24 protein-coding genes, 1 rRNA gene and 1 riboswitch are annotated in these 25137 nt (G+C 71.4%); of the genes, 8 read left to right on the top strand and 17 right to left on the bottom strand.

Going from position 1 to position 25137, the window contains the following annotated elements; genetic code table 11:
- Window positions 1-173: 173 nt before the first annotated feature.
- The 3 genes from ACZ6A9_RS17415 to ACZ6A9_RS17405 all read right to left on the bottom strand — a co-directional run bounded on the left by ACZ6A9_RS17415 (window position 174) and on the right by ACZ6A9_RS17405 (window position 2579).
- The gene (locus ACZ6A9_RS17415; protein ID WP_468985853.1) at window positions 174-1175 is read right to left on the bottom strand and encodes an EamA family transporter; all 1002 of its coding nucleotides are present in this window, start codon (window positions 1173-1175) and stop codon (window positions 174-176) included.
- Between the two features lie 46 nt (window positions 1176-1221).
- Window positions 1222-1755 (bottom strand): Clp protease N-terminal domain-containing protein, encoded by a 534-nt coding sequence (locus ACZ6A9_RS17410; protein ID WP_468985851.1) that lies wholly within the window; start codon window positions 1753-1755, stop codon window positions 1222-1224.
- A 191-nt stretch (window positions 1756-1946) separates the two neighbouring features.
- Window positions 1947-2579, bottom strand: coding sequence for a PadR family transcriptional regulator (locus ACZ6A9_RS17405; protein ID WP_468987202.1), 633 nt, complete (start codon window positions 2577-2579; stop codon window positions 1947-1949).
- A gap of 186 nt (window positions 2580-2765) precedes the next feature.
- Between ACZ6A9_RS17405 and ACZ6A9_RS17400 the strand changes: the two genes are divergently transcribed.
- Window positions 2766-3575: a PhzF family phenazine biosynthesis protein gene (locus tag ACZ6A9_RS17400; RefSeq protein WP_468985849.1), complete on the top strand. Its 810-nt coding sequence runs from the start codon at window positions 2766-2768 to the stop codon at window positions 3573-3575.
- Window positions 3576-3617: 42 nt separating this feature from the next.
- Here the strand turns inward: ACZ6A9_RS17400 and ACZ6A9_RS17395 are convergent, their stop codons facing one another.
- Both ACZ6A9_RS17395 and ACZ6A9_RS17390 read right to left on the bottom strand, forming a co-directional pair.
- Window positions 3618-4418: a CPBP family intramembrane glutamic endopeptidase gene (locus ACZ6A9_RS17395; protein WP_468985847.1), complete on the bottom strand. Its 801-nt coding sequence runs from the start codon at window positions 4416-4418 to the stop codon at window positions 3618-3620.
- Between the two features lie 79 nt (window positions 4419-4497).
- Window positions 4498-6015, bottom strand: a complete 1518-nt coding sequence (locus ACZ6A9_RS17390; RefSeq protein WP_468985844.1) for a glutamate-cysteine ligase family protein — start codon at window positions 6013-6015, stop codon at window positions 4498-4500.
- A gap of 562 nt (window positions 6016-6577) precedes the next feature.
- Between ACZ6A9_RS17390 and ACZ6A9_RS17385 the strand changes: the two genes are divergently transcribed.
- The 6 genes from ACZ6A9_RS17385 (at window position 6578) to ACZ6A9_RS17360 (ending at window position 11100) form a co-directional block, all read left to right on the top strand.
- Complete coding sequence (locus ACZ6A9_RS17385) at window positions 6578-7162, top strand: hypothetical protein (RefSeq protein WP_468985840.1); 585 nt, start codon at window positions 6578-6580, stop codon at window positions 7160-7162.
- Between the two features lie 304 nt (window positions 7163-7466).
- Window positions 7467-7667: a DUF5999 family protein gene (locus ACZ6A9_RS17380; protein WP_468985837.1), complete on the top strand. Its 201-nt coding sequence runs from the start codon at window positions 7467-7469 to the stop codon at window positions 7665-7667.
- 150 nt (window positions 7668-7817) lie between these two features.
- The gene (locus ACZ6A9_RS17375) at window positions 7818-8213 is read left to right on the top strand and encodes a TOBE domain-containing protein (RefSeq protein ID WP_468985834.1); all 396 of its coding nucleotides are present in this window, start codon (window positions 7818-7820) and stop codon (window positions 8211-8213) included.
- A 162-nt stretch (window positions 8214-8375) separates the two neighbouring features.
- Complete coding sequence (gene modA, locus ACZ6A9_RS17370; RefSeq protein ID WP_468985829.1) at window positions 8376-9182, top strand: molybdate ABC transporter substrate-binding protein; 807 nt, start codon at window positions 8376-8378, stop codon at window positions 9180-9182.
- Window positions 9179-10006, top strand: coding sequence for an ABC transporter permease (locus ACZ6A9_RS17365; RefSeq protein ID WP_468985826.1), 828 nt, complete (start codon window positions 9179-9181; stop codon window positions 10004-10006). Before modA ends, ACZ6A9_RS17365 begins: the two co-directional genes overlap by 4 nt.
- A gap of 2 nt (window positions 10007-10008) precedes the next feature.
- Window positions 10009-11100, top strand: coding sequence for an ABC transporter ATP-binding protein (locus ACZ6A9_RS17360; protein WP_468987200.1), 1092 nt, complete (start codon window positions 10009-10011; stop codon window positions 11098-11100).
- Between the two features lie 55 nt (window positions 11101-11155).
- Here the strand turns inward: ACZ6A9_RS17360 and gcvP are convergent, their stop codons facing one another.
- Window positions 11156-14041: an aminomethyl-transferring glycine dehydrogenase gene (gene gcvP / locus ACZ6A9_RS17355; protein ID WP_468985823.1), complete on the bottom strand. Its 2886-nt coding sequence runs from the start codon at window positions 14039-14041 to the stop codon at window positions 11156-11158.
- Between the two features lie 174 nt (window positions 14042-14215).
- Window positions 14216-14311, bottom strand: a riboswitch (glycine riboswitch).
- A gap of 113 nt (window positions 14312-14424) precedes the next feature.
- Between gcvP and ACZ6A9_RS17350 the strand changes: the two genes are divergently transcribed.
- Window positions 14425-14799 carry a PRC-barrel domain-containing protein gene (locus ACZ6A9_RS17350; RefSeq protein WP_468985821.1) on the top strand — a complete coding sequence of 125 codons (375 nt, stop codon included), beginning with the start codon at window positions 14425-14427 and terminating at the stop codon, window positions 14797-14799.
- Window positions 14800-14809: 10 nt separating this feature from the next.
- Here the strand turns inward: ACZ6A9_RS17350 and ACZ6A9_RS17345 are convergent, their stop codons facing one another.
- The 11 genes from ACZ6A9_RS17345 to rrf form a co-directional block, all read right to left on the bottom strand.
- Entirely contained in the window at window positions 14810-16195 is a 1386-nt protein-coding gene (locus tag ACZ6A9_RS17345) for a DNA polymerase IV (RefSeq protein ID WP_468985818.1), read from the bottom strand.
- Window positions 16196-16256: 61 nt separating this feature from the next.
- Window positions 16257-16937 (bottom strand): MerR family transcriptional regulator, encoded by a 681-nt coding sequence (locus ACZ6A9_RS17340; protein ID WP_468985815.1) that lies wholly within the window; start codon window positions 16935-16937, stop codon window positions 16257-16259.
- A 190-nt stretch (window positions 16938-17127) separates the two neighbouring features.
- Window positions 17128-17601 carry a bifunctional nuclease family protein gene (locus ACZ6A9_RS17335; RefSeq protein ID WP_004934251.1) on the bottom strand — a complete coding sequence of 158 codons (474 nt, stop codon included), beginning with the start codon at window positions 17599-17601 and terminating at the stop codon, window positions 17128-17130.
- A gap of 83 nt (window positions 17602-17684) precedes the next feature.
- Window positions 17685-18425: a transcriptional regulator FtsR gene (ftsR, locus tag ACZ6A9_RS17330; protein WP_468985812.1), complete on the bottom strand. Its 741-nt coding sequence runs from the start codon at window positions 18423-18425 to the stop codon at window positions 17685-17687.
- A gap of 38 nt (window positions 18426-18463) precedes the next feature.
- A complete protein-coding gene (locus ACZ6A9_RS17325; RefSeq protein WP_468985809.1) occupies window positions 18464-19396 on the bottom strand; it encodes an FHA domain-containing protein in 933 nt (310 codons plus the stop codon).
- A gap of 61 nt (window positions 19397-19457) precedes the next feature.
- Window positions 19458-20351: a DUF881 domain-containing protein gene (locus tag ACZ6A9_RS17320; protein WP_468985806.1), complete on the bottom strand. Its 894-nt coding sequence runs from the start codon at window positions 20349-20351 to the stop codon at window positions 19458-19460.
- Between the two features lie 5 nt (window positions 20352-20356).
- Window positions 20357-20689 (bottom strand): small basic family protein, encoded by a 333-nt coding sequence (locus ACZ6A9_RS17315; RefSeq protein WP_030808725.1) that lies wholly within the window; start codon window positions 20687-20689, stop codon window positions 20357-20359.
- A complete protein-coding gene (locus ACZ6A9_RS17310; RefSeq protein WP_468985800.1) occupies window positions 20686-21582 on the bottom strand; it encodes a DUF881 domain-containing protein in 897 nt (298 codons plus the stop codon). Before ACZ6A9_RS17310 ends, ACZ6A9_RS17315 begins: the two co-directional genes overlap by 4 nt.
- Before the next feature lie 130 nt (window positions 21583-21712).
- Window positions 21713-24208: a sugar phosphate nucleotidyltransferase gene (locus ACZ6A9_RS17305; protein ID WP_468985796.1), complete on the bottom strand. Its 2496-nt coding sequence runs from the start codon at window positions 24206-24208 to the stop codon at window positions 21713-21715.
- Window positions 24209-24323: 115 nt separating this feature from the next.
- Window positions 24324-24932: a CDP-alcohol phosphatidyltransferase family protein gene (locus ACZ6A9_RS17300; protein ID WP_468985794.1), complete on the bottom strand. Its 609-nt coding sequence runs from the start codon at window positions 24930-24932 to the stop codon at window positions 24324-24326.
- Between the two features lie 110 nt (window positions 24933-25042).
- Window positions 25043-25137 (bottom strand): 5S ribosomal RNA (rrf, locus tag ACZ6A9_RS17295); the annotation flags it as partial.

Genomic DNA, 25137 nt, shown 5'->3' with positions numbered 1-25137 from the left:
TCGGGAAGGGACCCCGGGTCGGGTCCGGTCGGGGCCGGAGCGGCGGGGTCCTCGGACTCCGTCTGCGGGCAGCACCGTCACACCCGGCGACCAGCCGGGCGGGTGTGCCGGAGGGCCCGCGTCAGGCTGCCGGAGGCGGAAGAACGAGTCCGTGCGCATGCATGATCGGCACCCTAGGCGCTCCTTCCCGGCGTGGACAACTCCCGTTCGGGTCCGCCGCCCGCCACCGGTGTCCCGGAGCCCTTGGCGGGGGCCGAGGACTGGGCGATGAACGCGCCGGTGAGGACGACCGCGCCGCCGGCGATCTGCGGCGCCGACAGGTGCTCGCCGAGCAGGAACCAGGCGAGGACGGTGGCGATGACCGCCTCCAGGCAGGCCACGACGCCGGCGACCTGCGGCGAGAGCCGGCGCACCGACACCACCCCGGTGATGTAGGCGGCGACCGTGGCGACCAGGACGATCCAGCCCAGCAGCACGAACGCGGCGACCGGGGTGCCGTCCATCTCCGCGCTGCCGGTGAGCACGGTCCAGTCCATGGACCAGGGGCGGGCGACGACGGTCAGGACGGCGGCGCCGATCAGCAGCCCGTAGGCGATCACGCCGAGCGGGTCGGGTGCCTCCTCGCCGTCGCTGCCCTGGTCGGACAGGACGAAGTAGCCGACCTGGCAGCAGGCCGCGCCGAGGGCGAGCAGCAGTCCGAGGGCGTCGAAGCCGAGCCCCGACCACACCTCCACGACACAGGCGAGGCCCCCGACCGCCAGGACCACCCCCACCGCGGCGGCGCGGGTCACCGGCCGCCGCTGCACGAACCGCACCCAGCCGAGCACGAGCGCGGGCGCCAGGTACTCGACCAGCAGCGCGACTCCGACCGGGATGCGGGAGATCGCGGCGAAGTAGCAGGCCTGGACGCCGGCCACGGCGAAGAGGCCGAACCCGGCGAGCAGTCCCGGCCTGCGGCGCAGCAGTCCGCGGTGGCGCACCGCCAGCGGCAGCATGACGAGCGCCGCGCCCGCCACCCGCAGCCAGACGACGTGCAGGGGATCCAGGCCCGCCTCGATCAGCGGCTTGGCCGCCACACCCGATCCCCCGAAGGCGAGGGCGGACAGCAGCGCGAGACCGAGCCCGAGACTCTTTTCACGGGGGGCCCGGGTGGTGACAGAGGTAGGCACCGGCACATGATGACAGGCGTCGACAGGAGCGTCACCCCCCATGACACCTGTCTCACCGGCTGGACGGCGCCTCGAGCCGGGTGAGCAGTTCTCGGGGGTCGATCCCGGCCCGTCCGAGCACTTCGACGGCGCGTGCCTGCGGGTCGGCGACGATCGCGGCGAGCAGGTCCGTGCCGGAGGCCGGGCCGGTCGCGCCGCGGACGGCACGCTCGCGGGCGCGCTCCACGCAGCTGGCGGCCAGTGGTGAGAAGCCCGCGGCGTCGGCCACCACGGGGACGGCGCCGGAGTCCTCGATGGCACCCTGCCAGCGCAGGCCGTAGCCGATGCTGCGCTGGACCAGGTAGCCGAGCAGCCGGGCCATCCGCGGCCCTTCGCCGAGCGCGGCTCGCACCTCGGCGTCGTGGTCGAGCAGCGAGTGCAGCAGGTGGGCGGTGTCGATCTGCCGGTCCCCGTCCCGGACCGCCCTGCGGCGGGCGGCGGCGACGGCCGCTGCCAGCTCGGGGGTGAGCCCGGCGTCGGCGTCCGGGCGCGGGACGCCCTGCTCCGGGAGCTCGCTGCCCTGCTGCCGGGGGATACGGGGTTGCACATCCCCACCCCATCAGTCCCACGGGCCCGGTGGCATCCCCGGCGGGAAGCATCTTGGGGTCCCACGGGAAGTGGACGCCCGGGGCGGAATCTCCTCCTTGCGGAGGAGATCAGGGCGTTTCCCACCATGGGGCGCGCGCCGGTTCGCGCACGCCCCGGCGCCGCCCCAGCCCTCAACCTCCCTGCTCCCGGTCAGTCCTCGTCGGCGAGGATCAGGTACAGCTTCTTGCGGGCCTCGTTGATGACGGCGAGGGCCTTCTCCCGCTGCCCCTTGCTGCCGGTCCTCCAGACCTGCCCGAAGGCTTCCATCAGTCCGAAGCCGGCCTGCCGGATCTCGCTCAGCGCCTCCCAGTCGACCCCGCGCGAGGCCTCCTCCCAAGGGGCCTCGGGCCCCTCCTCGGCCGCCGTGCGGCCCTCGACGGTGAGGGAGAAGAGCTTCTTGCCGCCCTCGGACTCGCTGACGATCAGGCCCTCGTCCTCCAGCAGCTGGAGGGTGGGGTACACCGACCCGGGGCTGGGCTTCCACGCCCCGCCGCTGCGCTCGGCGATCTCCCGGATCATCTCGTAGCCGTGCATGGGCCGGTCCTTCAGCAGGGCCAGGATCGAGGCCCGCACGTCACCCCGCCGGGCCCTCCCCCTCGGCCCCCCGCGTCCGCGCCCGCCCCAGGGGCCACCGTGGCCGAATCCGGGACCGAACGGGCCACCGGGACCGCCCGGGCCCCCCGGGCCGAAGGGCCCGAAGGCCGCCCGCGGCCGGTCGAAGTCGCCCCGGCCGCCCCGCGGGCCGCCGTGACCGTGTCCGTGCTCGTAGCCGTGGGTACGCATCGCCACCACCGTTCCCTCTTTGATCTGTCGCGATACTTCAACGATATATCGGAAGCGCTCGTCCGACAAGGCTTCGGCGACCGAGGGACCTCAGGCGGCGGGAACACCCCGGCGAGTCACCGACAGGTCCAGCCGTCGCCGATCGGCCTTCGCCCGCGGCTTCTCTCAGCCCGTACGGTCGGCACCATGCGGATTCGAATCGTCGACGCCTTCACCGACCGGCCCTTCGCCGGCAACCCCGCCGGGGTCCTGCTCCTGGACGCCTTCCCGGACGACAACTGGCTGCGGAACGTCGCCCTGGAGGTCAACCACGCCGAGACCGCCTTCGCCCACCCCCTCCCCGACGGCGGCGAGGCCGACTGGGCGCTGCGCTGGTTCACCCCGGCCACGGAGGTGGCGATGTGCGGCCACGCCACCCTGGCCACCGCGCACGTCCTGTACCGCACCGGCGCGCACAGGGGCACGGTGCGGTTCGCCACGCGCAGCGGTGTGCTCGTCGCGAGCCCCGGCGAGGACGGCACCATCACACTGGACTTCCCCACGGCCCCGCTCACCCCGGTCGGCCTCCCCGAGGGTGTCGCGCGGGCGCTGGGCGCCGAACCCCGTGCGGCATTCGACACCGGCCCGGACATCGGGGACCTGCTGGTCGAGGTCGCCGACGAGCGGACCGTGCACGCCCTGAAGCCCGACCTGGCGGCCCTGTCCGCCTGCTCCGAACGCGGCGTCATCGCCACCGCCCGGGCCGAGAACCCCGCCCTCGGCTACGACTTCGTCTCCCGCTGCTTCTTCCCGAACGTCGGCATCGACGAGGACCCCGTCACCGGCAGCGCGCACACCGCGCTGGCCCCGTACTGGTCCGAGCGCCTCGGCCGCTCCGTCCTCACCGGGCTCCAGGCCTCGGCGCGCTCCGGCCGTGTCCGCACCGAGGTGCGCGGCGAACGCACCCTGCTGAGCGGGCGGGCCGTGACCGTCATCGAAGGCGATCTGCTGGTCTGACCCCGCCGCGGCGCGGGGGCCCGTTCCCCCGCGCCGCGCCCCTCACGCCGTCGGCAGCCAGTCCACCCTGCCGGCCAGCACCGCGTACCCGACGAACGCCCCGATGTCGAGCAGGGTGTGCGCGACCACCAGCGGCCCGACACGCCCCCAGCGCCGGTACAGGTACACGAACACCACGCCCATGACCATGTTGCCGACGAAGCCGCCGATGCCCTGGTAGAGGTGGTACGAGCCGCGCAGCAGCGAGCTGCCCGCCATGGCGGCGCCCGGGGACCAGCCCAACTGGTCGAGGCGGCGCAGCAGGTAGGCGAGGACGATGACCTCCTCGACGATCGAGTTCTGCAACGCCGAGAGGATCAGCACGGGGTACTTCCACCACACCTCGGGCAGTGCCTCCGGCACCACGGTGAGGTTGAACCCGAGGCCGCGCATGGCCAGGTAGAAGGCGATGCCGCTGCTGCCGATGACGGCGGCGACCGCCGCTCCGCGCCCGAGGTCGGACCAGGGGCGGGTGCGGTCGAAGCCGAGGGTGCGCAGCCCGACGCCCTCACGCAGCAGGAAGTGCGCGACCAGTGCGACGGGGACGAGGGCCGTGGTGATGCCGAAGAGCTGCCAGGCCAGGTCCAGCCAGGGGCGGCCCGGCGCGGCCGAGGCGTTCAGGGTGGCGGCCTGGTCCTCGAGTCCGCCCGGTTTCGTCACCGAGCCGACGAAGCTGATCAGCGCCGAGACCGCGCTCGCACCGAGCGACAGCGCGAGCACCAGCAGCGTCTCGTTGCGGAGCGTCGTCCGTGACGGCCTCCGCTCGGGAAGGGAATCGGCCCCCGGGCCCGCCTCCGCCTGCACACCTGCCTCCACATCACCGATCGGTCCGATCAGTATGAGGGCAGCGGCCGTGGGCCCGGGCCGGGGGCCACCGCGCGGGTCAGCCCGTGGGCACCGGTTCCGGGAGTCCCACCGGCCAGGTGTGCACGGGATCTCCCTGTGCCGTCAGCTCGCGGTAGCGGCGGGTGGTGGCGGCCAGGGCGGCCTCGCGGCTGAGCCCCAGATCGAGCGCCCGGTGGAAGGTGGCGGCCTGCCAGGTCGCGCCGTTCACCCGGCGCCGGCAGCGCTCCTCGATCACACCGAGGTACAGATCGCGGTCGGCGGGTTCGATCCCCCACGCGTCCAGTCCGGCCTCGGCGAGCGGCAGCAGCTCGTCCCGTACGAGGGTGACCGCGTCCACCTCGCCCAGACCACCGAGGCGGCCGCGCCGGGGCCAGGTGAAGCGGGCGTCGATGCCGTGCTTGCAGGCCGCGTCGAAGTTGGCGGCGGCGGCCTCGAAGGGCAGCCGGGTCCACACCGGGCGGCTGTCCTCCGCCAGGGCCCGGACGAGGCCGTAATAGAAGGCCGCGTTGGCGAGGACGTCGGTGATGGTGGGGCCGGCGGGCAGCACGCGGTTCTCCACCCGCAGGTGGGGGACGCCGTCGGCGATGCCGTAGACCGGGCGGTTCCAGCGGTAGACGGTGCCGTTGTGCAGGACGAGCTCGGCGAGGGAGGGGACGCCGCCCCGGTCCAGTACCTCGAGCGGGTCCTCGTCGTCACAGATGGGCAGCAGGGCCGGGTAGTAGCGCAGGTTCTCCTCGAAGAGGTCGAACGCCGAGGTCACCCACCGCTCCCCGAACCAGGTGCGCGGCCGCACGCCCTGGGCCTGGAGCTCGGGCGGGCGGGTGTCGGTGGACTGCTGGAACAGCGGGGGCCGGGACTCCCGCCACAGTTCACGGCCGAACAGGAACGGCGAGTTGGCACCCACGGCGATCTGTGCGGCGGCGACGGCCTGCGCCGCGTTCCACACGCCGGCGAAACGCTCAGGCGTCACCTGGAGGTGCAACTGCACCGATGTGCAGGCGGCCTCGGGGGCGATGGACTTCGAGGTGCAGCTGAGGTGCTCCACACCGTCGATGTCGAGGGTGAAGTCCTCACCGCGCGCTGCCACGATCTGATCGTTGAGCAGCGCGTAGCGGTCGACGGCGGAAAGGTTCGAGGAGACCAGATCGTCCCGGTCCAGTGTCGGAAGAATGCCGATCATCACGATGCCCGCGTCCACCTCGCCGGCTTTTCGGTCGGCATATGCGAGCGAGGTACGCAGTTCCTCGTCGAGCCGGTCGAATACCCGTCCGCCCAATCGGTGGGGCGCGATGTTCACTTCCAGATTGAACATCGCGAGTTCCGTTTGGAAGTCCCGGCTGGCGATCCGTTCGAGGACTTGCGCATTCAACATTCTCGGCATGCCGTCGGCGCCCGTGAGATTCAGCTCGATCTCCAGCCCCATGAGGTTCTTCGGGCGATCGAACCGCTTCTCCGCCAGAAGTCGCTCCAGGCCCGTCAGGCAACGGCGGAGCTTCTCGCGGTAGCGCTGGCGATCGGACAGGTCGAACTGACCTGCCACGACCTTTTCCCCCATCGAAGCGTCCCTCCTCGGATGGGCGGGCCGAAGAACGGCCGCCGGGGTCCCGGTCCACAAGGGAGGATGCCCCGCGGATGCGATCGATAACGCCCCGGAGTGAGCTGTCAGCCGCTAGTCTGATCCGAAGGTGACCAGTGGCACATTCACGGGGCATGGCGCGACCCGTACGGCACACGCCGGTTACGGGCTCGTGAAAAAAGCCGATGAGAATTGGCCGACCGCTCGGCGGTCGTTATCCGAGGTCACCGGCGCGCACCCGTCGTGGAATCGGGATCATTTTCGCGTTTCACCGGCCAGAAGTACCCTTGCCCGCCGGGCCGGAAACAGCTAGACGAAACATAGGCCGAACACGTGTCGTATAAACTTCGCCCACAAGGCAGAAGGTTGGCGCCCGCGGTCGAGTGATCCAGCCGAGAGGCGGCGTGCGACAGTCCTCACCCCCGTCTCCCGCGCTCAGACCCCGGCCCCTGCCTCTTGACCTTCGCGAGCTGACAGCGCCGTCCGCCCCGCCACGCCCCGCCCTCGCGCCACTGTGCCTTCGAATGAGAGGCGACCCACCATGCCGCTGCACGTTTCCCCGGCTCCCGCGCCCGCACTGCGTTCCGTCCTGACCGCGCTCTCCTCACCGACCGCGGTCCGAGAGGCACGCACCCCCTCCCTGCTGGGCGCCCAGGGCCCCGCCTCACCCGAGCTGCCTCTTCCGGTGCACGTCCTGGACCGGGTCACGGCCGACGCCGGGACCGCGACCCGGCTGGCCGGGTGGCGTTTCCTGATCCGCACCGGCGACCGGGCGGTGGCCGCCGCGGACACCGTGCTCACCGCCGACGGCTGGGCGTTCTCCCGCTTCTTCGAGGGCCCCTACATCGCCTCCACCGAACGCGCCCTGCGCCAGGCGGAGGCCATGGCGCAGCCGTACCAGCCCCGGCTGCTGTCGGTGCCCGGTCTCTACATGCTGACGCTCTGGCTCCACGGCGATCCCACCGCGGACGGCTCCACGGGCCACCCGGCCGCCACCGACCTGCTCGTCCCGCTCGCACCGGCGCCCCCGGGCATCGCCGCCCACCGCCCGCACCGGGTCACCGATCTGCTGCCGGTGCTGACGCACCGGGTGACCCCGACCCGCCTGCTCGGATCGCCGGCCTGACCTCCGTGTACCCCGCCCCGGTACCCCCGGGGGCGGGGTGCGCTCCTGTCCGGGCCGGCGGACCAGCCCCATCCGGCCTCGGTGAACCACCCGAAGTGACAGTGCAGTTGGGATGAACCGTCCGCGCGGGTGATGCGTCATCAACGTGTGAGGAGCGGTGCCGCGAAATCCCTGCGGAACGTCGTCCGTGGGGCAACACTGGTTTCCGACCGGCCTATCACAACGGGGGGCGGCCATGAACGATGCTTCACGCCGCGAAACGACAGACGACTCACAGGTCACCACAGAGCGAGAGATCCCACCCATGTGCCAGCACCAGCCACCGTGCCCCTCAGCCGACTCCGCCGACCGGGAGTCCGCCCGTCTCGCGGCGCACCACCCGGAGCAGGGCTGGAGCCTGCTGTGCAACGGTGTGGTGCTCTTCGAGGACACCGGTGAACTCCTGCCCGACGGGAGGGTCATCGCCCCGCAGCGCACCCGGGGCGCCAGCCTGACCACCGCCTGAGCCCCGCCCGGGCACCGCAGGGCCGGACCGCGAACACCTCATGCGGACCGGCCCCGACGGGTGTCCGGAGCCGCTCAGCCGCTCACAGGCGCCCGCAGGACCTGACCACCACCCCACCCCGCCCCCATCCCGCGCCCTATCGTGACCCGCATGCAGTCCTACACCATCGGCCAGGCAGCGAAGCTGCTCGGAGTGAGCCCGGACACCGCCCGCCGCTGGGCGGACGCGGGGCGCGTCACCACCCACCGCGACGACGGCGGACGGCGGCTCGTCGACGGACGGGACCTCGCCGCGTTCTCCGTCGAACTCGCCAGGGCGGGCACCACCGAGGAGGACGCCCCGTACACCTCCGCCCGTAACGCCTTCCCCGGCATCGTCACGGCGATCAAGCTCGGTGACGTCGCCGCGCAGGTGGAGATCCAGGCGGGTCCGCACCGTCTCGTCTCCCTGCTCACCCGCGAGGCGGTCGAGGAACTGGGCCTGGAGGTCGGCATGGAGGCCACCGCCCGTGTGAAGTCGACCAGCGTCCATATCGACCGCGTGTGAACGGGGAAGCCCACCGTCTCGTACGCATCTGCAAGCACGGGGCCTTCATTTCCTGGCTCACGCGAGAGTAAAGGTGACTTCGACGTGGCAGATGCGCCGGTATGATCGGCGTATCGGGAGGGTCCCCGGGCTCTTCCTCCGACCACCGAGGGAGTCTCCGAGATGACCCGTCGCACGCGCCGGGCCCGCGCGTCCCGCCGGCTCACCGGTTTCGGAGCCGTCACCGTACTGGCGCTGAGCGGCTGTTCCCCGTCGGGTTCGGGATCCTCCCCCGCAGCGGAGGGGGACGCCGTCACCGGCACGGTCACCGTGTTCGCGGCCGCCTCCCTCAAGGAGAGCTTCACGGAGCTGGGCGAGCGGTTCGAGAAGCGACACCCGGGGGCCGAGGTCACCTTCAGCTTCGGCGGCAGCGACTCCCTGGCGGCAGGCATCAGCAACGGCGCCCCCGCCGACGTCTTCGCCGCGGCCAGCGCGAAGACGATGAAGCTCGTCACGGACGAGGGCCGCACGGCCGGCGCCCCGAGCACGTTCGCCCGCAACCGGCTGCAGATCGCGACCGCGCCGGGCAACCCGCACGGGATCAGCACCCTTCAGGACTTGACCGCGCCCGGGCTGAAGGTCGTGCTGTGCGACAGGACGGTCCCCTGCGGCGCCGCCGCACGGACCGCGCTCGCCGCGGGCGGCGTCGGGCTGACCCCCGTCTCCTACGAGCAGGACGTCAGGAGCGCGCTCACGAAGGTCGAGCTGAAGGAGGCGGACGCCGCCCTCGTGTACGGCACGGATGTCCGGGCGGCCGGTGACAAGGTGGAGGGCGTGCACTTCCCCGAATCCGCCGAGGCCGTCAACGACTATCCGATCGCCCGGCTCGACGACGCCCCGAACCCGTCGGCGGCGAAGGCGTTCGTGGAGTCGGTCACGTCCGCGGAAGGCCGGAAGGTCCTCGGCGAGGCGGGATTCCTGGAGCCGTGACCACCGGCCGTCAAGTGCCCCGCACCTCACGCCCGCGCACGCCCGGCCGGGGTGTCCCCCTCGCCCTCCTCGTGCCCGCCCTGCTGGGCCTGGCGTTCCTCCTGGTGCCCCTCCTCGCCCTGCTCCTGCGGGCCCCCTGGCGCAGCCTGCCCGAGCAGCTGACCAGCCCCGAGGTGTGGGAGGCGCTGCGCCTGTCGCTGCTGTGCGCCACCCTGGCGACCGCGCTGAGCCTGGTCGTCGGGGTACCGCTGGCCTGGCTGCTGGCCCGTACGGACTTCCCCGGACGCGGTCTCGTCCGCGCCCTGGTGACGCTCCCGCTGGTGCTGCCCCCGGTGGTGGGCGGAGTGTCCCTGCTGCTCGCGCTCGGCCGCAACGGCGTCGTCGGCCAGTGGCTGGACGCGTGGTTCGGCATCACCCTGCCGTTCACCACGGCGGGCGTCGTCCTCGCCGAGACGTTCGTGGCGATGCCGTTCCTCGTCATCAGCGTCGAGGGCACGCTGCGGGCAGCCGACCCTCGCTACGAGGAGGCGGCCACGACCCTGGGAGCCTCCCGCTTCACCGCGTTCCGCCGCGTCACCCTGCCGCTGATCGCACCCGGCGTCGCCGCCGGCGCGGTACTGGCCTGGGCCCGGGCCCTCGGGGAGTTCGGCGCGACGATCACCTTCGCCGGGAACTTCCCCGGCCGCACCCAGACCATGCCGCTCGCGGTCTACCTCGCCCTGCAGAACGACCCGGCCGCCGCGATCGCCCTCAGTCTCGTCCTGCTGGCGGTGTCCATCGCCGTACTGGCCGGGCTGCGGGACCGCTGGATGAGGGCCGGGTGACGATGATGCGGGAGAAACCCGACAAGACGCCCGGCATCCCCTTCGGGACCGCTCCCGAAGGGCTGGACGCGCACCTCGTCGTGGACCGCGGTTCGTTCCGCCTGGACATCGCCTTGGCCGCCGCCCCCGGTGACGTCGTCGCCCTGCTGGGCCCGAACGGCGCGGGCAAGACCACCGCCCTGCGCGCCCTGGCGGGCCTCGCTCCCCTCACCTCCGGCCGTCTGCGGCTGGACGGCGCGGACCTGCTCCGCACACCGCCCGAATCGCGCCCGGTAGGGGTCGTCTTCCAGGACTATCTGCTCTTCCCGCATCTCACGGCCCTGGACAACGTGGCCTTCGGACCCCGCTGCCGGGGCGCCGGCAAGGCGGCGGCCCGCGCCGGGGCGGCCGAGTGGCTGGAGCGGATGGGGCTCACCGAGCACGCCGGCGCCAAGCCCCGGCACCTCTCCGGCGGCCAGGCGCAGCGCGTGGCACTCGCCCGCGCCCTGGCCACCCACCCCCGGCTGCTGCTCCTGGACGAACCGCTCGCCGCCCTGGACGCCCGCACCCGGCTGGAGGTGCGCGCGCAGCTGCGCCGCCATCTGGCCGCGTTCGAGGCCGTCGCGGTCCTGGTCACGCACGACCCGCTGGACGCCATGGTGCTCGCCGACCGCCTGGTGGTCGTGGAGCACGGGCGCGTCGTGCAGGAGGGCACCCCCTCCGACATCGCCCGCCACCCGCGCACCGAGTACGTCGCCCGGCTGGTCGGTCTCAACCTGTACCGGGGGCGGGCCGAGGGCCACACGGTGCGGCTCGACACGGGCCCCTCCGTCAGCACCACGGAGCACCTCGCCGGACCCGCGTTCGTGGCGTTCCCGCCCGGGGCGGTGACCCTGCACCGCAACCGGCCCACCGGTTCCAGCGCCCGCAACGTCTGGCACTGCGCGGTCGCCGGCCTGGAGACCCACGGGGACCAGATCCGCGCCGAACTCACCGGCGAACTGTCCCTGGCCGCCGACCTCACCACGGTCGCCGCCGCCGAACTCGACCTCCATCCGGGCGCGCCGGTGTGGGCCGCGGTCAAGGCGACGCAGACGCACGCGTATCCGGCCTAGCGGCAGGCGGCGAAGGGCCCCGCTCCGGTGCCGGAGCGGGGCCCTTCGTCCTCCGTCAGTCCTCGTAGGCGTCCAGCGGCGGGCAGGAGCAGACGAGGTTCCGGTCGCCGTAGGCCTGGTCGATGCGGCGCACCGGCGGCCAGTACTTGTCGGCGGCGCTCACCCCGGCCGGGAAGACGGCCTCCTCGCGGGCGTAGGAGTGGTCCCACTCCCCGCCGAGGGCGGCGGCGGTGTGCGGCGCGTTGCGCAGCGGGTTGTCGTCCGCGGGCCACTCGCCGGAGCCGACCTTCTCGATCTCGGCGCGGATCGCGATCATCGTCTCGCAGAACCGGTCGAGTTCGGCGAGGTCCTCGGACTCGGTGGGCTCGATCATCAGCGTGCCGGCCACCGGGAACGACATCGTCGGCGCGTGGAAACCGTAGTCGATCAGGCGCTTGGCGACGTCGTCCACCGTCACGCCGGTCGCCTTGGTCAGCGGGCGCAGGTCGATGATGCACTCGTGCGCGACCAGCCCGCCGGGGCCGGTGTAGAGCACCGGGAAGTGCGGCTCGAGACGCTTGGCGATGTAGTTGGCGCTGAGGACGGCCACCTGGGTGGCCCGCTTGAGGCCCTCACCGCCCATGAGGCGCACGTACGCCCAGGAGATGGGCAGGATGCCCGCAGAACCCCACGGCGCCGCCGAGATGGGTCCCACACCGGTCTGCGGACCGGCCTCCGGCTGGAGCGGGTGGTTCGGCAGGTACGGCGCGAGGTGCGCCCGCACGCCGACCGGGCCGACGCCGGGGCCACCGCCGCCGTGCGGGATGCAGAAGGTCTTGTGCAGGTTCAGGTGCGAGACGTCACCGCCGAAGTGGCCCGGCTTGGCCAGTCCCACCAGGGCATTGAGGTTGGCGCCGTCCACGTACACCTGGCCGCCGGCCTCGTGCACCTCGGCGCAGATGTCGGCGACGTGCTCCTCGAACACGCCGTGCGTCGACGGGTACGTGATCATCAGCACCGCCAGCTGGTCACGGTACTGCTCGATCTTGGCCCGCAGGTCCGCGACGTCGACCTCGCCGTCGTCGGAGGTCTTGACGACGACGACCTTCATGCCGGCCATCACGGCGCTGGCGGCGTTGGTGCCGTGGGCGGAGGACGGGATCAGGCAGACGGTGCGCTGTTCGTCGCCGTTGGCCCGGTGGTAGCCGCGGACGGCGAGCAGGCCCGCCAGCTCGCCCTGGGAGCCGGCGTTGGGCTGGAGGGACACCTTGTCGTAGCCGGTGACCTCGGCGAGGCGCTCCTCCAGCTCACGGATGAGCGTGAGGTAGCCCTGCGCCTGCTCGGCGGGCACGAAGGGGTGCAGCTGCCCGAACTCGGGCCAGGTGACCGGCTCCATCTCGGTGGTCGCGTTGAGCTTCATGGTGCAGGAGCCCAGCGGGATCATGCCGCGGTCCAGCGCGTAGTCGCGGTCGGCGAGCCGGCGCAGGTAGCGCAGCATCGCGGTCTCGGAGCGGTGCTGCTGGAAGACGGGGTGGGTCAGGTACTCGTCGTCGCGCAGCAGGGCGTCCGGGAGCGTGTCCGCCGCGGACGCGTCCAGGGCCTCGATGTCGCCCTCGACACCGAAGGCGCTCCACACGGCGGCGAGGTGCGCCCGGGTGGTGGTCTCGTCGCAGGCGAGGGAGACGTGGTCGGCGTCGACGCCGCGCAGGTTGACTCCGTTGCCGCGGGCGGCGGCGACGATCTCGGCGGCCCGTCCGGGGACGCGCACCGTCAGCGTGTCGAAGTAGGAGCCGTGCACGATCTCGGCACCGCCGGCCCGCAGCCCCTCGGCGAGGACGGTGGCGTACCGGTGGGTGCGCCGGGCGATGACCCGCAGGCCCTCGGGCCCGTGGTAGACGGCGTACATTCCGGCCATGACAGCGAGCAGCACCTGGGCGGTGCAGATGTTGCTGGTGGCCTTCTCACGGCGGATGTGCTGCTCGCGGGTCTGCAGGGCGAGGCGGTAGGCCTTGTGCCCGTCAGCGTCGACGGAGACGCCGACGAGCCGCCCGGGCAGGCTGCGCGCCATCTTCTCCTGCACGGCCATGTAACCGGCGTGCGGTCCGCCGAAGCCCATCGGCACACCGAAGCGCTGCGTGGTGCCGACGGCGATGTCCGCGCCCAGCTCGCCCGGCGACTTCAGCAGGGTCAGGGCGAGCAGGTCGGCGGCGACGGTGACGAGCGCGCCGAGGCCGTGCGCCTGGTCGATGACCGGCTTGATGTCGCGTACGGCACCGGAGGCGCCCGGGTACTGGATCAGCACGCCGTTGATGTCGCGCTCGGCGAGTTCGGCGGGGATGCCGTCGCTCAGGTCGGCGACGACGACCTCGACGCCGGTCGGCTCGGCACGGGTCTCGATCACGGCGATGGTCTGCGGAAGGGCGTCCGCGTCGACCAGGAACAGGCCCTTCTTGTTCTTGCCCATGCGGCGCGACAGAGCCATCGCCTCGGCGGCGGCGGTCCCCTCGTCCAGCAGGGAGGCGCCGGAGGTCGGCAGCCCGGTGAGCTCGGCGACCACGGTCTGGAAGTTCAGCAGCGCCTCGAGCCGGCCCTGGGAGATCTCCGGCTGGTACGGCGTGTAGGCCGTGTACCAGGCGGGGTTCTCCATCACGTTGCGCAGGATGACGGGCGGGGTGAAGGTGCCGTAGTAGCCGAGCCCGATCATGGAGCCCAGCACCTCGTTGCGGTCGGCCAGGGTCCGCAGTTCGGCCAGCACCTCGGCCTCGCTCCGCGCGCCCGGCAGGTCAAGCGCCTCGGCGTTCTTGATCACATCCGGCACGGCGGCGGCGGTCAGCTCGTCGAGCGAGCCGTAGCCGACCTGGGCGAGCATCTTGGCCCGGGCCTCGTGGTCGGGGCCGATGTGGCGCTGCTCGAAGGGTATTCCCCGTTCGAGTGCGGAGAGCGGAGTGCGAGGGGCGGTCATTGAGGAGGCCTCCTGGTCCGACGACCTTCGAGGGGCACCACGGCGCAGGTGCCCGGACGGCCTCCCCCTCTGTCATCTCAACCTGAGAGCTTCACCGGAACGCCCGGGGCGGTCCGGCTTTCACCGTCGGTGAGAGCGGAAGCCGTCGACACCCGCTCTGCTTTCCAGAGTGACCTCGTCCGTGCGGTACGTGTGCCTGAGAGATTCCGGGGAGGATTTGCTCCTTCGGCGCCTCCGGTGGTGTCCGGAGGACTCTCCCGCACGGGGTCAGCAGCCGATTGCCAGCGTACCAGCGAGCACACGACCGGGTCTTCGAGTGGCCGCCCCGCCGATTGTGCCGTTTTGTAGTGCTTACGGATGAGTGTGCGACCAGTGGAGGGCCCGTGCAGACCGACATCGATCCGCGCCACCTGATCGGCCGCAAGGCGTTCGACCGCGACGGCACCCGCATAGGCACCATCGACGAGGTGTACCTCGACGACGCCACCGGCGTGCCGGAGTGGGCGGCCATACGCACCGGCCTGTTCAGCAGGGACGCCTTCGTCCCCCTGGAGCCGAGCGAACTGATCGACGGGGCGCTCCACGTCCCGTTCGAACGGAGCCTGATCAAGGACGCACCCGACTTCGGCGTGGGCCGTCACCTCTCCCCCGAGCAGGAACTCCAGCTCTACCACCACTACGGTCTGGACATCGCCGCGCCGCCTCCTCCCGGGGACCGCGACTTCGGCGAACTCGCGGGCCGGGACAAGCAGGTCTGACCCGCCGCGCTCACGAACCCTCCGCTCCTCCCCCGTTCTCCGCCCCCTCGTCCTTCCCGGGTCCGCGCGACACCAGCGGCAGCGGATCCGCCGGCTGCAGGGCCGGGTCGTCGGTGCGGAAGGTCCTCACTCGGCCCGGCGGGGAGTCGGGGGTCTCGAAGCGCACGGTGACCCGGCCGAGGCCGCTGCCCTGCACCCAGCCGTGTCCGTGTCCGGCGTGCCGTACGTCGTGGCCGGCGGTCCAGTGCCGCTCGGCGGGTGGCGGGCTGTCCGCCACGGTCGCGGCCGCGGGCTCCTCCCCGGCGGATTCCTCTCCGGCCACGCCCGCCGCCTGTGCGAACAGGTCCTCCTGGGTGTAGTCGGCCAGTCCGCTGACCCCCACCCCGAGCAGCCGCACCCCGCCCGTGGTGTCGACCGACTCCAGCAGCCGTTCGGCAGCCTCCCGCACCACGGCGGGATCGTCCGTGGGCCCGCGCAGCGTCTCGGACCTCGTGAGCGTGGAGAAGTCGTACCGCCGCACCTTGAGCTGGATGGTCCGCCCCGACAGGCCCGCCCCGCGCAGTCTGCTCACACACCGGTCGGCGAGCCGGCGCACCTCCGTGCCGACCCGCACCCGGTCGTGGATGTCCACGTCGTAGGTGTCCTCCACGGACACCGACTTGGTCTCCCGCTCAGCCACCACCGGCCGTTCGTCCCGCGCCAGCGCCATGGCGAACAGCGCGTGCCCGTGGGCCTTGCCCAGCAGCCGTACGAGTTCGTCCTCCCCCGCTCCGGCGAGTTCGTCGACCGTGTGGATCCCGGCCCTGCGCAGATGGTCGCCGGTCGCGGGGCCCACGCCGGGCAGCGTGCGCACGGACAGCGGCCCCAGCAGGGCCCGCTCGGTACCCGGCTCGATGACCACCAGCCCGTCCGGCTTCGCCTGCTCCGACGCGATCTTCGCGAGCATCTTGGAGGCGGCGAGCCCTACCGACCCGGTGAGCCCCGTGACCTCCCGTATGTCCGCGCGCAGCCTCGCCCCCGCCAGGCGGGCCGACCGCTCGTCCCAGGCGGTGCCACCGGCCTCCAGGTCCACGAAGGCCTCGTCCAGGCTGAGCGGCTCCACCAGCGGCGACAGGGCCCGCAGCAGCCTCATCACCTGCTCGCTGATCGAGCGGTAGAGGGCGAACCTGGGCACCAGGTACGCGGCGTTCGGCGCCAGGCGCCGGGCCTGTGCCATGGGCATCGCCGAGTGGACGCCGAAGACCCGTGCCTCGTACGACGCCGTGGCGACCACACCGCGCGGCCCGAGCCCGCCCACGACTACGGCCTTCCCGCGCAGACTCGGCTTGGACGCCTGCTCCACCGAGGCGAAGAAGGCATCCATGTCGAGATGCAGGATCGTGGGCGCGGATCTCACATGTCCGATGCTGCCCTACGCCACTGACAACGCCCTCCTCGGCAGGCCCGGGGGGCCTTCCTCAGACGGCCTTGTTGCGGCGGCGCGCGAGTTCGTCCATCGGATTGTGGCCGACCAGGGTCTCCCCGGTGTCGACGCGCTCCCCGTGCAGCTGCGACAGGGCGCTCTCGACGTCCCGCCACACCACACCCACGGCGATGCCGAAGACCCCCTGGCCGCCCTGGAGCAGGGCGTGGACCTCGTCCGGGGAGCCGCACTCGTAGACGGTGGCGCCGTCGCTCATCAGCGTCATGCGTTCGAGATCGCTGAAGCCGCTCTCGCGCAGATGCTGCACGGCGCTGCGGATGTTCTGAAGCGACACGCCCGTGTCGAGGAACCGCTTGACGATCTTCAGCACGACGACGTCACGGAAGCTGTACAGCCGCTGCGTCCCCGATCCGTGGGCCGGACGCACGCTCGGCTCGACCAGACCCGTACGGGCCCAGTAGTCGAGCTGCCGGTAGGTGATGCCCGCGGCGGCACAGGCAGTGGGCCCCCGGTAGCCGATCTCCTCGGCGGCCCCCACCTCTTCTCCGCCGGCCGGCACGGCCGTCGGCCGCTGAGGAACCGCCCCGGTCGCCCCGCCGTGCCCGGGGTGGCCCGCACTCGGGCGGAGCCGGGAGCTCTGGGGAGGGTACGGCCCGCTCGCCCCGAGACCGTGTCCGGGGGCACCCCCAGCCGTACCGTCGCCGCTGCTTCTCACGCCGACCTCCGTCCTTGACCTGCCTCCTCGACGGTAGGCAGTCGCCAAGGGTGCGTCAACGATCGCCACACTCGGCACGCCGAGTGATAATCACCCTAAGAGTGGTTTACCGTGCCCCACCCCGGGGAAAGGCTAGCCGAATGCCTGCCGCACGGGCCCTCAGCCCAGCCGTCGCGGCGGCCGCCCTCCCTCACTGGTTGCTGGTGCCGAAGTCCTCCGGCGAGATCTGGTCGAGGAACTCGCGGAACTTCTCCACCTCGTCCTCCTGCTCGTCCGGAATGGCGATCCCCGCGTCGTCCAGCACCGTGTCGCTGCCGTAGATCGGCGTGCCCGTGCGCAGCGCCAGCGCTATGGCGTCGGACGGGCGGGCACTCACCTCGACCCCGCTGGCGAAGACCAGCTCCGCGTAGAAGACACCTTCGCGCAGATCGGTGATGCGTACCTCGGTGAGCTCCTGTCCGACGGCTTCGAGCACGTCCTTGAAAAGGTCGTGGGTCAGCGGCCGTGCCGGTGCCATGCCCTGCTGGGCGAAGGCGATGGCCGTCGCCTCCCCCGGTCCGATCCAGATGGGGAGGTAGCGGTCGCCGCCCACTTCACGCAACAGCACGATCGGTTGGTTGGAGGGCATCTCGACCCGGACACCTACGACATCGAGCTCGTTCACACAGCAACCCTAGGCCGTGCCCGGGACGTTTGGGTAGTCGGGCAGGGATCGGGTGGCCGATCCGGTCTCCCGAACCCGCGCGATCAGGGCAGTCGCACCCCGAGCGCGGACTGCACCAGCGTCGCGTGCAGCTTCACCGCGAGTCCGGCCAGCTCCTTGGTGCGGGCCTCCGCGTGCGCCCTGGTCTGCGGGTTGCGGTGGCGCCGCAGCGGGGCGACGACCTGGTCCACCAGGCCGGCTTCCCGGTCCGCGGCGGCCTTCATCACCCGCAGGTGACGTGGTTCGATCCCGAACCGCCCCAGCTCCGCGATGAGCCCGGCGACCGTGACCGCCTCGGCGTCGTACACCCCGCCCTCCGAGGGGGCGAGCAGACCGTAGGACTCCCACTCGGCGAGATCGCTCTCCCCGACGCCTGCGGCGGCGAGCAGCTGGCAACGTCCGATACGGGCCGGTGCGGGCCCGTCGGGGGCCGGCTCCGGGGCGGCCTCACCGTCACCCGGACGGCTCAGAACCGGCAGCGGTACGGCCTCTCCGCGCTCCATGGCCGCGAGGTGCTCCCGGATCACCTTGAGCGGCAGATAGTGGTCCCGCTGCATCCGCAGCACGTGGCCGAGGCGCTCGACGTCCCCGGTGCTGAACTTGCGGTACCCCGAGGGCGTCCGCTGCGGCTCGATGAGCCCCTCCGACTCGAGGAAGCGGATCTTGGAGATGGTGACCTCGGGGAACTCCTCACGCAGCACGGTCAGCACCGCCCCGATGCTCATCAGTCCGGTGCCCGCGGCGGCGGCGCCGTGACCGGCACCGCCGCTCGGTGTCTGAAGCATGGACCTTCCCTGGGGTCCCCCGGCCGGAACCGGGGCCGTCAGTAGCCCCGCTGGCTCGCGTAGAAGACCAGCCGGTACTTGCCGATCTGCACCTCGTCACCGTTGGAGACGGCGACCTGGTCGATCCGCTCCCGGTTGACGTAGGTGCCGTTCAGGCTGCCGACGTCGGCCACGGTGAAGGAACCGTCGGGGCTGCGGCGGAACTCCACGTGCCGGCGGGAGACCGTCACGTCGTCCAGGAAGATGTCGCTCTGCGGGTGACGCCCGGCCGTCGTCAGGTCGCCGTCCAGCAGGAAGCGGCTGCCCGAGTTGGGCCCCCGGCGCACGACCAGGAGAGCGGAGCCCACCGGCAGCGCGTCGACGGCCGCCTGCGCCTCCGGAGAGAGCGTCGGCATCTGCGTCTGACCGGTGGCCTCGGCGTCGTAGGCCTCGAGACCGGAGATGGAGATCGTCGACGTCGTCTCCGAAGGGCGCTCCGGCGTGACGCCGGGCCTCAGCGGCGCGCCGCAGTTGGAGCAGAAGCGGCTGTTCTCCGCGTTGCGGTTACCGCACCTCGTACACACCAGGGCCGACATGGACGGATCCTCCTGCCGCGGCTGCCCACCTGGGGCTTGGGACGCGTACGGGTCCGAGTATCCACCACCCGTACCCGGGGTCGGCTGCTGCCCGAAACCTATGCCGCCCGACTGCGCGGGGTCGACGGACGGCGCACCCTGACCCACCTGGTCCCGGAACAGCGGACGCTGACCTTCCGCGTCAGGCTGTGCGCGGTGACGAGCGGTCGCGTTGCCGCCGTCCTCTCGCCGCGCGCTCTTGCCGAACAACTTCGCAAACAACTTCACGGGCGATTCCCCTTGACCGAAACAGACCCGCCCGTGGGGCAGGACGAACCCTGACTGAACACATTGGCCGACCCGGACATCTTCACAACGTCCGCCTCCGCCAGACAGTTTCCACCACGCACCACCCATTCGGTGCGCCGACCCCCCGCAACCTCATGCCCTCGCCGGAAGCCCCCCATGCACCCTCGGTTCACCGGGAGGACGACCGAGCGTAGTCAGGCCGCTCCGCCGCCCGCAAGGCATCCACAACGATCTTGGTGGACCGCTCTACGGTAACGGTGGCCTGTTCCTTCTCGAGAGTCTGCACCACGCCTCCGGGGATGTTGAGCGCCGGCTCGAGGTCCTGCGACTTGCCGATGACCTTGAAACGATAGGGCGCGGTGATCTTGTTCCCGTCCACGGCGACACCGCTGCCGGAATCCGTCAGGTAGGTGCTCGCCACCACCCGTACACCGTTCACCTGAATCGCTTCGGCACCGGCCGCTCGCAGCTCCTGGACGGCGTCGAGCAGCATGTCCGCCTCGACCATCCCCTTGGTGTCCTCGATGGTCATGGTGATCCCGGGCCCCTGCGCGGCGACGGTGCCGGCCAGGACGCCGAGTTGCCTCTCCTTCTCGATCGTCTGCCTGCGGGCCTCCTCGGCCTGGTCGGAACTGTTTTCCAGCTCCTCGCGCTGCTTCTCGAGGCCCTGCTTCTCGTCTTCAAGACGTTCTGTTCGGTTGTCGAGTTCATCGAGGATGCGCACGAGGTCCTCCTGGCGTGCCCCGCGCAGCGCACTGTCGCCGTCGCTGTTGGAGGCCACCTGGACGGCCAGACCGAAGCCGAGGCCGAAGAGCAGCAGGGCGACGATGAGCTGCGCCCGGGTCAGACGCGGCGGCCACAGCCCTTTCACCAGCCTCTGCCGCCCGGTCAGCGCGGGCCCGGCCGCTTCCCGCGGGACGGCCTCCTCGGCGGGTGTGGGCGCACTCGCGGGCACCTCCGCGGGCAGTTCCCTGCGCAGACCGACCGCGGGCGGGGCCTCGGGGGCGGTCCTGGGCGGGGTCACCGTCGGGCGTGTGGTCTCGTCGTGCTCGTGTTCGTTCATCGGCGTCACGCCCGGAACACGTGCCGGCGGATCGCCGCGGCGTTGGAGAAGATGCGGATGCCGAGGACGACCACCACACCGGTGGACAGCTGGGCGCCCACGCCGAGCTCGTCGCCGAGGAACACGATCAGCGCGGCGACGACGACGTTCGACAGGAACGAGACCACGAAGACCTTGTCGTCGAAGATGCCGTCGAGCATCGCCCGCAGTCCCCCGAACACGGCGTCGAGCGCCGCGACGACGGCGATCGGCAGGTAAGGCTCGACAACCGCCGGGACCTCGGGCCGGACCAACAGTCCGGCCACGACTCCCACGACGAGGCCCAGTACGGCGATCACGATGTGCCCTTCTCGGTTATCGGCTGTGCGGTACGTACGATGACGCTCGGCGCGGCGGGCAGCCGGACGTCGTCCTCCACGGAGATGGCCGTCCTGATGCCGTAGTTCTCCTGCAGGGCGTGCAGGTACAGCCCGTCCGCGCCGTTCTGGAACCGGTCACTCATCGGCCGCCCGTCCCCCACCGCGAGCACCGTGTACGGCGGCACCAGCGGTTTGTTGTCGACCAGTATCGCGTCTCCGGCGGCTCTGATCGCGGACAGGGCGGTGAGCCGCTGTCCGTTGACGGAGACCGCTTCGGCACCCGACTCCCACAGGCCGTTGACCACGCGCTGCATGTCGCGGTCCCTGACCCTGCCGGTGTCGGAGAATCCGGAGGCCGACCGGGCGTCACCGTCACCGCCCCCGCCGGCGTCCTTGGCGTCGTCCACCACGAGCCGCACTCCGGGGCCGTGCACCGCGCTCGCGCCGGACAGTATGCCCACCAGCGTGGACCGGTCGCCGCCCCCGCTGTCCCGCAGAGCCTCGCGCTGCCGTGCGCTCACGTCGGCGCGCAGCCCGTCGACGCTGTCCTCGAGCTTGTCGGCGGCCCGGGTCTCCCGGTCGATCCGGTCGATCAGCTCCTCGCGTTCCTTCGCGACGACCGGAGCCTCCACCCGGGCCTGCGCGGCACCGACGGTCACGATCAGCGCGGCAAGCACCAGGCCGCCGGCCAGTCCGAGCTTCGCCCGGAGGGTCTTCGGCAGGCCGCCGTCACCGTGGGACTGCTTGCGCGCGGCGGCCTCGGCGTATCCGTCGTCGAGGCTGTGGTCCATGACGTTGGTGAGCAACGACATGGAGGCGTCCGGGCGCGCGGGCCGCGCGGGGGTGCTCCGAACGGGGGGTTGCTGCGGCATGCCGCACATCGTCGCACGCCGCGGCCGCTACCTCCGAAACGGCCCTGACCGGCGTGCCGGACGGGCCCCGTCAGGGGCACCTGTCCGACACACCGGTCAGGCGTTCGGTCCGTCGTCGGGCGCTGCCGGCCTACCTGCCCGCGCTGTCGACGACCGCGGACCACTCGTCGAGCAGTGCCTGCGCGGACGCGTCGTCGGGGCCTTCGGCCCACAGGTGGGTGACCGCCTCGGCGGGGTCGGGCAGCACCATCACCCAGCGGCCGTCGGTCTCCACCACGCGCACACCGTCGGTGGTGTCCACGAAGCGGTCTCCGGCCGCCTCGACGACCCGCCGCATCACCAGGCCCTTGACCGCCCACGGGGTGGCCAGGTCCCGCTTCAGCACGTGCGCCCGGGGGATGCGCGCGTCGATCTGGCTGAGCGTGAGCTGGGTGCGGGCGACGAGCCCGATGAGCCGCACGAAGGCCGCGGTGCCGTCGTAGACGCTGCTGAACTCCGGGACGATGAAGCCGCCCTTGCCGTCACCGCCGAAGATCGTGCCCTCTTCCCCGCCCACGCGGGTCAGGTCGTCGGGCGAGGTGGTCGTCCACTCGACCTGCGTTCCGTGGTAGGCCGCCACCTGCTCGGCGATCCTGGTGGTGGTCACCGGCAGGGCGACGCGGCCGCTGCGCCGCTCGGAGGCGATGAGGTCGAGCATCACGAGCAGCGCCCGGTCGTCCTCGATGATCCGCCCCTTCTCGTCGACCAGGGACAGCCGCTCGCCGACCGGGTCGAACCGTACGCCGAAGGCTGCTCGGGAGGACGCCACGATCTCCCCGAGCCGGACCAGCCCCGCGCGTCGTACGTCGGCCGTCTCGGTCGGCCTGGACTCGTCGAGACCGGGGTTGATGGTCAGCGAGTCGACACCGAGCTTGCCGAGCAGGCTCGGCAGGACCAGTCCGGCACTGCCGTTGGACGCGTCCACGACCACCTTGAGTCCGGACTCGGCGATTCCGGTGATGTCGACGTTGCGCAGCAGCGATCCGGTGTACGAGTCGAAGACGCTCGCCGGGAAGTGCAGGTCCCCGATCTCGCCGGGGAAGGCACGCCGGTACTCCTGCCGTGCGAAGACACGGTCCAGCTTGCGCTGGCTGCCCTGGGAGAGGTCGGCGCCCTGCCCGTCGAAGAACATGATGTCGACGGAGTCGGGCACGCCGGGCGTGGTCCGGATCATGATGCCGCCCGCGCTGCCCCGCGCGGTCTGCTGCCGCGCGACGGGCAGGGGTACGTTCTCCAGGTCCCGTACGTCGATGGCGCTGGCCTGCAGCGCGGAGATCACCGCCCGCTTGAGCGCACGGGCGCCGCGGGAGTGGTCGCGGGCCGTGGTGACGGTGGAGCCCTTCTTGAGCGTCGTGGCGTACGCACCCGCCAGCCGGACCGCGAGTTCCGGTGTGATCTCCACGTTCAGGATGCCGGACACGCCCCGGGCTCCGAACAGGTGCGCCTGCCCCCTGGACTCCCAGATGACGGAGGTGTTGACGAAGGCGCCGGCCTCGATGGTCTTGAACGGGTAGACCCGCACGTTGCCCTGGACGATCGATTCCTCGCCGACCAGGCACTCGTCACCGATGACGGCGCCGTCCTCGATCCGCGCGGCCCGCATGATGTCGGTGTTCTTGCCGACGACGCAGCCTCGCAGGTTGCTGTGCGGCCCGACGTACACGTTGTCGTGCACGACGGCCTTGTGCAGGAAGGCGCCGCTCTTCACCACGACGTTGGATCCGACGACGGTGTGTTCGCGGATTTCCGCGCCGGCCTCGACCTTGGCGTAGTCGCCGATGTAGAGCGGGCCGCGCAGGACGGCGTCGGGGTGCACCTCGGCGCCTTCGGCGACCCAGACGCCCGGGGAGATCTCGAAGCCGTCGATGTCGACGTCGACCTTGCGTTCCAGGACGTCGGCCTGGGCCTTGACGTAGCTCTCGTGCGTGCCGACGTCTTCCCAGTAGCCTTCGGCGACGTAGCCGTAGACGGGCTTGCCTTCCTTCATCAGTTGCGGGAAGACGTCACCGGACCAGTCGACGGGCACGTCGGGGTCGACGTAGTCGAAGACCTCGGGCTCCATCACGTAGATGCCGGTGTTCACGGTGTCGGAGAAGACCTGTCCCCAGGTCGGCTTCTCGAGGAACCGCTCGACCTTGCCTTCCTCGTCCACGATGGTGATGCCGAATTCCAGCGGATTGGGCACACGGGTCAGGCAGACCGTGACGAGGGCGCCCTTTTCCTTGTGGAAATTGATCAGCTCGGTGAGGTCGAAGTCGGTCAGGGCGTCGCCGGAGATGACGAGGAAGGCGTCGTCCTTCAGCGCCTCCTCCGCATTCTTGACGCTCCCCGCGGTGCCGAGGGGCTTCTCCTCATTGGCATAGGTGAGTTCCATTCCGAGCTCTTCGCCGTCACCGAAGTAGTTCTTGACGAGCGACGCAAGGAACTGGACTGTCACAACGGTTTCGTTGAGCCCATGCCTTTTCAGCAGCCTCAGCACGTGCTCCATGATCGGCCGGTTGGCCACCGGCAGGAGCGGCTTGGGCATGCTTGAGGTCATAGGGCGAAGGCGGGTGCCCTCGCCTCCGGCCATCACGACGGCCTTCATGTCGGAAGCGTCCTCCTCGAAGAGACGACGGTCGGACCGACTTCACCCGCCAGGAGGGGCCGGCACTTTTACAGTGCGGGTCGTCGCGCGACGTTGCGCGTACTGATCAGCGGGGTCAATCGGCCACAGGGTCCGCACGAACCAGACGGCGGACTTGGACCACGTAAAGCACTCCTGCCCACCAATACAGGGTTGTACCCCATCCGGCGAACGCCCAGCCGAAAATTGCGGCGAGTGACGAGATCCAGCCAGTTCCGTCACTGAGCAGGAGCAGTGGGAAGGCGTACATGAGGTTGAAGGTGGCGGCCTTCCCCAGGAAGTTGACCTGGGGCGGCGGATAGCCGTGTCGCCTGAGGATCCCCACCATCACCAGGAGGACCAGCTCGCGGGCCAGCAGCACGGCTGTGAGCCAGAGCGGCAGGATCTCCCGCCAGGTGAGGCCCACGAGCGTGGAGAGGATGTAGAGCCGGTCAGCGGCGGGGTCGAGCAGCCGGCCGAGGCTGCTGACCTGGTTCCACCGCCGGGCGAGTTTGCCGTCCAGGTAGTCGCTGACGCCGCTGAGGGCCAGCACGAGGAGCGCCCAGCCGTCGCTCTTCGGACCGCCGAACTCCGGCCTGAGGATCAGCCACAGGAACAGGGGTACGCCGACGAGCCGCGCCATGCTGAGCACGTTCGGGATGGTGAGGACGCGGTCTGTCTGCACCCGCGTCTCCTGGACCTCCACCCGGGATCCTCCTGTGGGAAATGATGTCGACGATGCTCCCCGACCTTACCTCAACGCAAAAAAGCTCTGGCCCTCGGGCTGTATGCCCAAGAGCCAGAGCTCTAATAGGAGTTCGGCGGCGTCCTACTCTCCCACAGGGTCCCCCCTGCAGTACCATCGGCGCTGTAAGGCTTAGCTTCCGGGTTCGGAATGTAACCGGGCGTTT

The organism is Streptomyces sp. NPDC041124, from assembly GCF_055592385.1.
Note: the sequence above shows the minus strand (reverse complement) of the source record. Positions and strands in the feature narration are given on the sequence as shown.

What these genes read in the sequence shown, in the direction of transcription:
- ACZ6A9_RS17305 (WP_468985796.1), bottom strand. Translation starts at nt 24,208, where the DNA reads ATGAAGGCCGTCGTGATGGCCGGAGGCGAGGGCACCCGCCTTCGCCCT.
- ACZ6A9_RS17320 (WP_468985806.1), bottom strand. Translation starts at nt 20,351, where the DNA reads ATGAACGAACACGAGCACGACGAGACCACACGCCCGACGGTGACCCCG.
- ACZ6A9_RS17400 (WP_468985849.1), top strand. Translation starts at nt 2,766, where the DNA reads ATGCGGATTCGAATCGTCGACGCCTTCACCGACCGGCCCTTCGCCGGC.
- ACZ6A9_RS17325 (WP_468985809.1), bottom strand. Translation starts at nt 19,396, where the DNA reads ATGGGTGGTGCGTGGTGGAAACTGTCTGGCGGAGGCGGACGTTGTGAA.
- ftsR (WP_468985812.1), bottom strand. Translation starts at nt 18,425, where the DNA reads ATGCTTCAGACACCGAGCGGCGGTGCCGGTCACGGCGCCGCCGCCGCG.
- ACZ6A9_RS17390 (WP_468985844.1), bottom strand. Translation starts at nt 6,015, where the DNA reads ATGGGGGAAAAGGTCGTGGCAGGTCAGTTCGACCTGTCCGATCGCCAG.
- ACZ6A9_RS17405 (WP_468987202.1), bottom strand. Translation starts at nt 2,579, where the DNA reads ATGCGTACCCACGGCTACGAGCACGGACACGGTCACGGCGGCCCGCGG.
- ACZ6A9_RS17310 (WP_468985800.1), bottom strand. Translation starts at nt 21,582, where the DNA reads ATGCCGCAGCAACCCCCCGTTCGGAGCACCCCCGCGCGGCCCGCGCGC.
- ACZ6A9_RS17375 (WP_468985834.1), top strand. Translation starts at nt 7,818, where the DNA reads ATGCAGTCCTACACCATCGGCCAGGCAGCGAAGCTGCTCGGAGTGAGC.
- ACZ6A9_RS17385 (WP_468985840.1), top strand. Translation starts at nt 6,578, where the DNA reads ATGCCGCTGCACGTTTCCCCGGCTCCCGCGCCCGCACTGCGTTCCGTC.
- ACZ6A9_RS17360 (WP_468987200.1), top strand. Translation starts at nt 10,009, where the DNA reads ATGATGCGGGAGAAACCCGACAAGACGCCCGGCATCCCCTTCGGGACC.
- modA (WP_468985829.1), top strand. Translation starts at nt 8,376, where the DNA reads ATGACCCGTCGCACGCGCCGGGCCCGCGCGTCCCGCCGGCTCACCGGT.
- ACZ6A9_RS17380 (WP_468985837.1), top strand. Translation starts at nt 7,467, where the DNA reads ATGTGCCAGCACCAGCCACCGTGCCCCTCAGCCGACTCCGCCGACCGG.
- gcvP (WP_468985823.1), bottom strand. Translation starts at nt 14,041, where the DNA reads ATGACCGCCCCTCGCACTCCGCTCTCCGCACTCGAACGGGGAATACCC.